Genomic DNA, 10,187 nt, shown 5'->3' on the forward strand with positions numbered 1-10,187 from the left:
AAAAATAATACTTTTTTGGCAAGAAATATATTTTGAACCGATCGACTTTATTTTGGAAAGTTCTCATCAAATTAGTATCTTGTTTTTCTGAGCTTACTTAATAAGATCCTTTTTGTATGAGCACATTTAGTAATACTCTTATATCTGTAGGTAATAACACATACGTGTCATTAGTGTCTTTATTCATATTACCAGGTGATTAGTAAGGTAACTCGCAAAAAAAGGTGTTCTATAGTGGAGAAAAAGAAGTTATTAGTATTACTTTCTATTTTCCTGACAACTCTTATCTTAATATCAGCGGGTTGTATTGATCAGGACAGTGCTCAGGCCGGGACATCGGCTAAAAACACTTCTGATCAGACGGGGATATCTGTTGAGAATACTTCTGACGGATCAAAGCATGTGGATGTTGTTAATCTGAGTGGTGAAGATTGTGGCTATCCACAGCCGTTTACGATATATCCGGGGGGTCCTGGATCATCAAAGGTTGGAATGATCTTTGACAGTCTGCTAGAAAGAGATGAAATTGGAATAATTCCCTGGCTGGCTGAAAACTGGAATGTCAGTTCAGACGGAACCGAATATACATTTCATCTCCGTAAAGGTGTCAGCTGGAGCGATGGAACACCTTTTACGGCAAACGATGTTAAATTTACCTTTGACTATGAGCAGAAAAACGTACCCATATCAGGTGGGATTGAGTCCGGTATTGTAGATAATGTTCAGGTTGTGGATTCCAATACTGTCAGATTTGTACTGAGCCAGCCTGCTTCAACCTTCCTTTATAAGCTCACGGGTTTTAAGATAATACCAGAACACATATACAAAAATGTCTCAGATCCAGCCAGTTTCCTTGATCCACAGGCAGTCACCGGTACTGGTCCGTTCATTCTTGATGAGTACAACAAAGAGCACGGAACATACAGGTTTGTAGCAAACGAGAATTTCTGGGGGCCGGATACTGCCGTTAAATCCGTCGAGTTTATTCCGGTCAGCGATTCATTAATAGCTTTTGAACAGGGGGAAATAGATTTCACAAGTATATCTCCTGATATTCTTGACCGGTTCACATCAGACCCTGATGTAAGAATAGTCCAGCAACCGGCTTTCTGGGGTTACCAGTTTTATTTCAACATGAAAAAATGTCCTGAGCTTAATGACAGCAGGATAAGGCAGGCTTTTGCTTATGCCATTGACCGTGACGAACTGGTAGAAAAGATCGCAAGAGGTGCAGGGAAAGCCGGAAAAATGGGCATACTCCCCGAAGACCATGTCTGGTATAATTCTGACCAGCCGGAATATGACTACAATTCGGATAAGGCCGTAGCATTGCTTGACGAGGCAGGCTGGACCGATACAGATGGGGATGGAATACGTGACAAAAACGGGGAAAAACTGTCATATGTACTGTCCCTGAGCAGCGGCGAAGTCCGTATTGGCGAACTTATAAAAGAGAGACTGAGTGAAGTGGGAATTGACGTTCAGGTGAAGTCCCTGGAGAGCAAGTCCCGTGATACCAATTTAAAGAACGGAGACTTTGAACTTCTGATCAGCGGCTTTGGCGGCTGGGGAACAGATGCAGATTATCTTCGTACAAGATACTGTGATACAGGTTCACAGTCAGGAAGTGTCTCATCTGGAGCAGCAGTATACGGTTACCACAATGATACCCTGAATGCTCTAGGTGCCCAGGAATTGCAGGAACTTGACAATGATAAACGGAAAGAACTAGTATACGATATGCAGACCGTGCTTGCGAATGATATACCCGCAATACCGCTCTATTACACTACATCGTATGATGCATGGCACATTTCGAAATATGACGGCTGGATGAATATGTACGATCACCATGCAAGAACACACAGTATTCTTTCGTATCTTGAGAGGGATGGAATTGCAGAAAAAAGATAACATTGATAACCTGGTCGAATGCTGGAAAAAAGCTACAGTTGAAGCTTTGAACATCCCGGATGAGGGCAGGATGGCAGAGTTCTGGAACAAACGCTCTAAAAATTATTCAAAAAATATGGAAAAAGAGCAAAGAAAGAAGAGAACCGATGAGATCCTCGAATTCCTTGAAGAGGCCGGTTTTAATCCGGAAGGTTCGAAAGTTCTGGATATCGGGTGCGGGCCCGGCACCCTCTCTCTTCCTCTTGCAAGGCTTGGAACAGAGGTGACTGCACTTGACATATCGTCCGGAATGCTCGATAGACTAAAAGATACTGTAAAAAAGGAGTCTCTTCCGGTAGACATCATTGAATGCTCCTGGTGGACGGCAGACATAGATGAACTTGGATTCCGGAACGAATACGACCTTGTAATTGCATCCATGACTCCCGCAATAAGGGATATTGAAAACTTTGATAAGATGACGGCCTGCTCAAAAAATCTTTGTTACTACAGTAACTTTCTGAGAAGAGGTGAAGACAGGGCGTATCGTGATATCCGGAGTTCAATACTTGGTGAAAACTCTGTGAATAATATGAACGGCATTAATTATCCATTCATGTATCTTTATCTCTCAGGCTACAAGCCATCGGTCAGGATCAACCATTCCGAATGGGAGGAAGAAACGAACTGGAAAGAAGCTGCAGACCAGGCAATAGACTTCATCGGACGGGGCAGGGATTTTGATGATGAAACAAAGGAAAAAATAAGGGATTATTATCAAAATGCCTCTCCGGATGGAATGTACCATTCTGAGTCAGATGTATATACCGGTATGATGACCTGGGAAGTTAACGGCAGATGATTGGATGGGAAAGGACAGGAATTCGTATATTTTCAGGTTGTTATTGACCCTTTTTGTAATTCTTGCCATAAACTTTTTTCTTCCAAGGATGATGCCTGGAGATCCATTCACAACCACTTCCGCAGATGAAGTAGGGGAAGAAATTATCGTAATGACAGAGGAACAGCGTCTTTATTATATTAACTATTACGGACTTGACAGGCCGTTGCCTGAACAGTTTTTAGTATATGTGAAAAATCTGATGGCTGGCAATCTGGGAAGGAGCATTTATTACAAAATGCCGGTCAGTGATGTAATAATGCTCCATCTCCCCTGGACTATATTAATTGTCGTGGGCGCTACGGTAATCAGTACAATCTCCGGTGTGGTTCTCGGAACACTTTCGGCAAAGAACCGAAAAAAGGGGAGTGACAGAATTATGATGACGGGAATGATCGCCTTTGCAGAGATTCCCTCTTTTCTGCTTGGCCTGATCCTTCTTCTGATTTTTAGTGTATATCTCAGGCTTTTCCCGCTTGCAGGTGCTATTACTCCCTTCACAGACTATAACGGTCCGGCAGAGCAGGTACTGGATATATTGTGCCATGCCTTTCTGCCTGTTGTGACTCTATCACTTGCACAGCTGACCGACGTGTACCTGCTCACCAGAAATACCCTGATTACAGTGACCACAAAGGATTATATCAGGACTGCACGAGCCAAAGGGCTGGGTGAAAAAACCGTATGGACCCGGCATGCACTAAGAAATGCACTGCTTCCGGTAGTGACAAGAACAGGTTTTATGATCGGGATAATGATGGGTGGTGTTGTACTTGTTGAGAGTGTTTTTTCTTATCCTGGCATAGGGATGACACTCAGAAGTGCTGTAGTCTGCCGGGATTATCCTCTTATCCAGGGTATTCTCCTGGTAATTGCAGTCTCCATACTTATCTGCAATATGCTGGTTGACAAAATATACGGGAAACTTGATCCGAGAGTTGTGATATGATAAAGGATATTGCTGCCTTTGAAAATGCCGGAATACTTTCTTTTATTCAGGCTTTAAATATTGACAGAATTATCAGCAGTATAGCCAGGACATTCTCTAAGTTGAGTACTGAAGGGAAAATTGGTGTCCTTGGCATTATCTGTATCATTTTAATGGCAGTTTTTGCTCCTGTAATTACAATTTATCCTCCTCAGAAGATCACAGGTGATTCACTTGAACCTCCAGGTTCCGGGCACATACTTGGAACCGATGAACTTGGTATGGATATCTGGTCACAGATATGTTATGGTGCAAGAATGAGCCTTACAATAGGTCTTGCAGTAGCCTTTGCGGCAGGTTTTGGGGGAGGAGCTATTGGAATACTGGCCGGATGTATGGGAGGGCACATTGATAAGGGACTGATGAGGGTAATTGATGTGACAATGGCTCTTCCAAGTTTTCCTCTTCTGATTGTAATATCTGCTTTTCTTGGACCAAGTATTCTTAACGTAATTCTTATACTTGTTCTTTTCAGCTGGGCCAAACCCGCACGTATTGCCCGTTCCCAGACGCTGTCATTAAAGAAGAACAACTATATTATTGCCGCCAGGAATTATGGTGCAAAACCATTTTACCTGCTCTGGAGGCATATATTTCCTGAAGTTATGCCTGTTCTGCTTGTGCTTGTCATCGGCATATCTTCACATGCAATCATAGCCGAAACAGGACTTGCTTTTCTGGGGCTTGGAGATCCCACTTCCAAGAGCTGGGGGATGATGCTTAATCATGCAACCGGTTTCAGGTCGATATATTTTACACCTTACTGGCAATGGTGGCTATTGCCTCCGTTGTTTATGCTTATTTTTCTTCTACTCTGTCTTGCGTTCATAAGCAGGGATATGGAAAGGATACTTGATCCTAAATTAAAGAGAAAGAAAGGTTTCTGATTATGAGTCTGCTTAAAATCAATGACCTTAAATGCCATTATTTGACTGACAGTAACACTGTCAGGGCTGTTGACGGTATTTCTTTTGAAATTGAAGAAGGAGAAATTTTGGGTATAGTTGGAGAATCCGGAAGTGGAAAGACCACTGTTGCACTTGGGATCATGGGGCTTTTGCCGGAAAATACAGCCTCTTCCGGTGAAATTCTTTACAGGGATGAGGTAATCTCTTCTTTGTCTGAATCCGAAATTGACAGATTCAGATGGAAGGATATTGCAATAGTTTTTCAGAATGGCCTGGAAGTGATGAATCCTGTCATGAAAGTAGGCGTTCAGGTGATGGAACCGATGGTAAGACACCTTGATATCAGCCCTGACAAAGCCCGGAGTAAATGTACGGATCTATTCCGGACTGTCGGCCTTGATCCGAAATGGATGGATTTGTATCCGCATCAACTCTCCGGGGGTATGAGGCAGAGGGCTCTTATGGCAATGGCTCTTTCATGCGATCCTAAATTACTGATTCTTGATGAAGTTACTTCTGCACTTGATGCATTTACCCGAAAGGAAATCAGAGACCTTCTGGTTGGCCTTCAGAAGAAAAACGGTTATACGATATTAATGATCTCTCATGATATCACTTTTATATCTTCTCTGGCGGCCAGGATTGCTGTTATGTATTCAGGAAAGATTGTGGAAACCGGCCCTGTAAAGGATCTTCTCGTATCTCCCCTTCATCCTTATACAAGAGGCCTTGTCCATTCGACACCGGATATTTTCGTTTATAAAGATTTATGGGGAATTCCAGGGGATGTTCCGGCAGGGGATGAGTTTAAGGGTTGTCCTTTCAACCCAAGATGTACACAGAAAATCGATATATGCAATAAAGCTTCTCCGGTTCTGATGCCAGCAGGAGACGGGCGGGAAATTGCATGCCATAGAGGTGGTATAGCAGGCATTCTGGTGGCCAGAAACCTGAGTTTCAGCTATCGCCTGCCAGATGGTGAATATCTTCAGGCAGTTGATAATGTTAATCTGGAAGTAAAGGAAGGGGAGGTTCTTGCAGTTGTCGGTCAGACAGGATCTGGCAAGTCAACCCTTGCACACATCCTTGCAAATGTAATAAGGCCCGAATGCGGAGAGGTATTGTTTATGGGTGGAAATGTCAGCGGAGAAAATTATGGAAACAGGTTCAATGGCATTCAGATAGTATTCCAGGACCCATTCAGTTCAACCAGCAACAGGTTTACTGTGTTTGATGCAGTCAAAGAGCCTCTTTATATCAATAAGATTGGGTCCAATGGGGATAGATTGCAAATGGTTAAAAATGCCCTTGAACTTGTTCGTCTTCCCAATAATGATAATTTCCTCAGTAAATATTGCGGTGAACTCAGCGGCGGGCAGAGGCAGAGGGTTGCGCTTGCCAGAGCAATGGTTATGGAGCCAAAACTCCTTATTGCCGATGAGATAACTTCGGCTCTGGATGTTTCAACCTCTGCAAATGTATTACGTCTTTTAAAGGGCCTTCAGAACAGGAGAGGGTTTGCAATGATATATATTTCACACGATCTCTCCCTGACACTGAAGATTGCTGACAGGATAGCCGTTATGGATTCCGGAAAGATTGTAGAGATGGGAAATTCCCATGATGTGATGCTTTCACCTTCTGATGAGTATACAAAGAGGCTTGTGGGTTCAAGAATAGGGCTGTGCTGTCATAATCATCCGGCATTATAAATCTTATTCATACAATTTTTAAATTTGCACATTTTATTTTTTGTCATTGAAAGGTGAATTTTGAAGGGTGAATGTTGAAAGGTGAATTTCTAATAATTGTTCGAAAATCCCGGTTTGAAGGTTTTGTTTAATATGAGTGCAATAATAGTTAAAGAGCTGACTAAAAAATTTGGGGAATTTACTGCTGTAGACAACGTCTCATTTTCGGTTGAGACCGGAGAGCTTTTCGGGCTTTTAGGCCCTAATGGTGCGGGAAAGACGACTATAATAAATATGCTGACCACTCTTCTTCTTCCTACGGTAGGTGATGCTGAAATTGCAGGATATGACCTTAGAAGAGATCCTGATCCTATCAGGAATAATATAGGAATAATATTTCAGGATCCTTCGCTCGATATAGGGCTTACCGGGAGGGAAAATCTTGAATTTCACGCCATGATGTACAGCATCGGTTCAGATGAGCGGAAGAAAAGAATACGGGAAGTGCTTGATGTTGTGGGTCTGGCTGATAAAGCTGATATTCTTGTTGAAAATTATTCGGGCGGGATGAAGAGGCGGCTTGAAATTGCAAGGGGGCTTATTCATTATCCAAAGGTTTTGTTTCTGGATGAGCCTACTCTTGGGCTTGATGCACAGACCAGGAGATCAATATGGGATTATATCAGAAACCTGAACAGAAATTACGGGACATCTGTTATTCTGACCACCCATTATATGGAAGAGGCTGATAACCTCTGTGACCGAATTGCGATAATTGATCATGGAAAGATAATTACACTTGACACCCCTTCTAGTCTGAAGAAACGTCTTCGAGGTGATTGTGTCAGCCTGACTATTGAGGGGAGGATTGATCTCATTGCTGCTGCACTTGGGGAGAAAGAATGGGTGAGGGAAATTGTTCAGAACGGAAAAACTCTTGATGTTACTATCTCGGATTACGAGAAAAATATTCCTGATATTTTTCAGACTGCAGGCAATCTGGGTATTGGGATTAGTTCGATAAATTTCAGCAAACCAAGCCTCGAGGATGTTTTTATTCGTCTGACAGGTTCAATAATACGGGAACAGGAAGGCAGCAGACAGTCAGCCAGGCGTGATCGGATGAAAAGGAGGATGCTCCGATGATTCAGGGAAAAGTTGTATATGTTCTCTGGCGGCGTGAGATGATAAAGTATTTCAGGGCAAGGTCCAGGGTTGCGGGTGCTATTGGCATGCCGGCTTTTATGCTAGTCTTTCAGGGTATGGGCTTTAGAAAAGTGGAATTTCCAGGTCTGCCTGAATCTATAGGATATTTTCAGTATCTAGTGCCGGGTATTATCGGAATGACCCTTCTTTTTACGGCTGCTTATGCAGGCATGAGTGTCATAATGGACAAGCAGTTCGGATTTTTAAAAGAGGTTATGGTGACTCCCGCAAGCAGAGTCTCTATTGTTCTTGGGATGATCTCCGGAAGCGCAACCACATCAATCATTCAGGCACTTATTATTATGATGATGTCGGTGTTACTTGGTTTTAGACTGCCTTTTATTCCTGCGATTCTGTTCTCTATCGTGATAATGGTTCTTATATCGACAATATTTATAAATATAGGATTGATTTTGTCATCCTTGTTGAAGGATTTTCATGGGTTTAGCACGGTTATTAATTTTATTGCATTTCCTCTGTTTCTGTTATCTGGAGCTTTATTTCCAGTTTCAAATTTGCCAGTTCCTTTAAGGATTCTGTCTTATTTTGATCCGCTGACATATGGTGTTGATGCTTTGCGAGGAATATTGATTGGTCATTGTGAATTCTCAATTGTTCTGAATATATCTATTCTTTTAACACTGTCGGTTTTGATGGTCTGCGCCAGTAGTTATTTCTTCCAGAAGGCAGAGATAATATAGATGCATTTTTTTTAAACCGGAATAATTCCGGTTTCTGGAAGATAACACACGGAATCTGAAAACTCCATTAAACTAAACCTCATAAAAAATTGGGCGAGCGGGTGAATATTCACTATTTTTTATATCAACCAGTATAAAACAGTATGAAAATAATCATCATTTAATGGCAGGAAATTAGTTAGAAATAAAGGTAGATGAATAATTACACAAAAAGTGATATTCAGAAAAATGGCATCATAATACCTTTATCTGAAATATTTCGTCAAAAAAGAGAGGTTATGAGGATTTTTTCGTCCTCTGTGTCAGGATAAAATCGAAATTTTCTTATATAGCCTCTAAAAGTTCTTCAAAGAAGCTGTTTCCCGGCCCCTGCCCCTGATTTACATTCGTAAACGTCAGTTATTTTCATAATCATAAGGGCTTTTGCAGGGAACCTGTCTCCCATGCTCTTGACCATCTTGTACATCTTTTCGTAATCTTCCCCATCGGTCTTGATCTCAAAGTCCCCCTTTATCTGATAGCAACCTTTGACCTCCGGTCCCCATACATAGATTGCCCCCCTCGGATTTTCTTCAATGTTATGGCGGGTCTTATAAAAATAATTGTCTGCAATCCAGATTGTTTCTCTGTCGTCCTGCAGCTTGCAAAAGCCGATTGGTATTACGTTTGGTTCTCCATTTATAGATGCGGTTGCAAAGGGAAAAATCCTCATTTTTGCAAAGTCTTCCTTCATCTCGTTGCTCAGTTTTACCATTTACTTTACCCCTTCGTTAGATCTGTTTTTATTAATATGGCTGCAATGAATATATAACTTTGAAGGCATCAAATACAAATAAAGGTCAGGGCTCTGGTTCTATACTTTTTCCTAGGAAAAATGCACGGAAAAAGTATAGAAAAAAATATACAGAAGGTGCCGGAAAAATAAAAAAAGAATCGAAAGTTTAGAGAAAAAAGGCATAATAAAGAAAAAAACGGGAAATAAAACCGGAAACCCAGAGAATTTCAGCAGTTAAATATCTTGTCCAGGAAATACTGGTGAATACGCAGGTCATCGGTTAATTCCGGATGAAAAGCAAGAGCCAGCACATTTCCCTGCTCTGCAGCAATAATCAGATCTTCAAGCCTGGAGAGCACATGAACACCCGGTCCGCAGCTCACTATTCCGGGAGCCCTGATGAATACGCCGGTAAAAGGAGAATCAAGGATCTCAACTTTAAGTTCCGCCTCAAACGAATCCCTCTGCCTTCCGAATGCGTTCCTGTTAACTTTCGTATCCATAATCGCAAGCAATTCCTGGCTGGTCTTTTCCACCTGCTCATCCCCTTCCTTTGCAAGTACGATCAACCCTGCACAGGTCCCAAGAATCGGAATCCCTCTCGCAGCCGCATCCTTAATCTCTTGTGCAATTCCCTCGCGGGCAAGCAGCCTGCAAAGCGTTGTACTCTCCCCGCCTGGAATCACAATTCCGCCGCATTTAGGGACAATTCCCTTATGCTTAATCGCAACTACCTCTGCATCTACCCCTCTTTCTGCAAGAGCTCTCCTTAAAGCATCTACGTGCTCAGAAACCGCTCCCTGAATAGCGATTACACCTATCTTCATGAAAAACACCATTTTCCAGAAATTAACGTTTTTTTGTTGAATCAAAAAATGTAAAAAATTGAATTGATTTCTTCCTACAAGCCGGTAAGAAGAATCCATTTTTAAAAATTAAATTTTTAGCCCTCTTGAGCGAAAAGCAATGTTACTTGCCCATAAATTAGTCCTCTCGAGCGAAGCGAGAAGGACAGCGCACTGCAGAGCCGCAACTCTGCTGGCGCAACTCGGGTTTACTTACCGGTTTATTACCAACCGCGTTCCTGCAAGGCTTCTCCTGTAGGGATCATGTCTGCACTGATG

General features: G+C 42.2%; 10 protein-coding genes. 8 read left to right on the plus strand and 2 right to left on the minus strand.

From position 1 onward, the window contains the following. Positions 1 to 234: 234 nt before the first annotated feature. The 7 genes from RG963_RS15490 (at position 235) to RG963_RS15520 (ending at position 8,288) form a co-directional block, all read left to right on the plus strand. On the plus strand, positions 235 to 1,914 hold the full coding sequence (locus tag RG963_RS15490; RefSeq protein ID WP_310577180.1) for an ABC transporter substrate-binding protein: 1,680 nt from the start codon (positions 235 to 237) through the stop codon (positions 1,912 to 1,914). Further along, positions 1,892 to 2,755 (plus strand): class I SAM-dependent methyltransferase, encoded by an 864-nt coding sequence (locus RG963_RS15495; protein WP_310577181.1) that lies wholly within the window; start codon positions 1,892 to 1,894, stop codon positions 2,753 to 2,755. Before RG963_RS15490 ends, RG963_RS15495 begins: the two co-directional genes overlap by 23 nt. A 4-nt stretch (positions 2,756 to 2,759) precedes the next feature. Further along, complete coding sequence (locus tag RG963_RS15500; RefSeq protein ID WP_310577182.1) at positions 2,760 to 3,743, plus strand: ABC transporter permease; 984 nt, start codon at positions 2,760 to 2,762, stop codon at positions 3,741 to 3,743. Then, a complete protein-coding gene (locus RG963_RS15505; RefSeq protein WP_310577183.1) occupies positions 3,740 to 4,669 on the plus strand; it encodes an ABC transporter permease in 930 nt (309 codons plus the stop codon). The genes RG963_RS15500 and RG963_RS15505 overlap by 4 nt, the downstream gene beginning before the upstream one ends. 2 nt (positions 4,670 to 4,671) lie before the next feature. Then, the gene (locus RG963_RS15510) at positions 4,672 to 6,402 is read left to right on the plus strand and encodes an ABC transporter ATP-binding protein (RefSeq protein ID WP_310577184.1); all 1,731 of its coding nucleotides are present in this window, start codon (positions 4,672 to 4,674) and stop codon (positions 6,400 to 6,402) included. A gap of 132 nt (positions 6,403 to 6,534) precedes the next feature. Next, on the plus strand, positions 6,535 to 7,527 hold the full coding sequence (locus RG963_RS15515; protein ID WP_310577185.1) for an ATP-binding cassette domain-containing protein: 993 nt from the start codon (positions 6,535 to 6,537) through the stop codon (positions 7,525 to 7,527). Further along, positions 7,524 to 8,288 (plus strand): ABC transporter permease, encoded by a 765-nt coding sequence (locus RG963_RS15520; protein WP_310577186.1) that lies wholly within the window; start codon positions 7,524 to 7,526, stop codon positions 8,286 to 8,288. The genes RG963_RS15515 and RG963_RS15520 overlap by 4 nt, the downstream gene beginning before the upstream one ends. Positions 8,289 to 8,634: 346 nt before the next feature. Here RG963_RS15520 and RG963_RS15525 read toward each other — a convergent pair whose 3' ends face one another. Both RG963_RS15525 and pdxT read right to left on the minus strand, forming a co-directional pair. Further along, entirely contained in the window at positions 8,635 to 9,042 is a 408-nt protein-coding gene (locus RG963_RS15525) for a pyridoxamine 5'-phosphate oxidase family protein (RefSeq protein ID WP_310577187.1), read from the minus strand. Positions 9,043 to 9,290: 248 nt separating this feature from the next. Then, entirely contained in the window at positions 9,291 to 9,890 is a 600-nt protein-coding gene (gene pdxT / locus RG963_RS15530; RefSeq protein WP_310577188.1) for a pyridoxal 5'-phosphate synthase glutaminase subunit PdxT, read from the minus strand. 139 nt (positions 9,891 to 10,029) lie between these two features. On the opposite strand from pdxT, the gene RG963_RS15535 reads away from it, so the two are divergent. Further along, positions 10,030 to 10,167, plus strand: a complete 138-nt coding sequence (locus RG963_RS15535) for a hypothetical protein (RefSeq protein ID WP_310577189.1) — start codon at positions 10,030 to 10,032, stop codon at positions 10,165 to 10,167. The last annotated feature ends 20 nt before the right edge of the window (positions 10,168 to 10,187 follow it).

This window comes from Methanosarcina baikalica (assembly GCF_031461075.1).
GTDB classification, from domain to species: Archaea; Halobacteriota; Methanosarcinia; order Methanosarcinales; family Methanosarcinaceae; genus Methanosarcina; species Methanosarcina baikalica.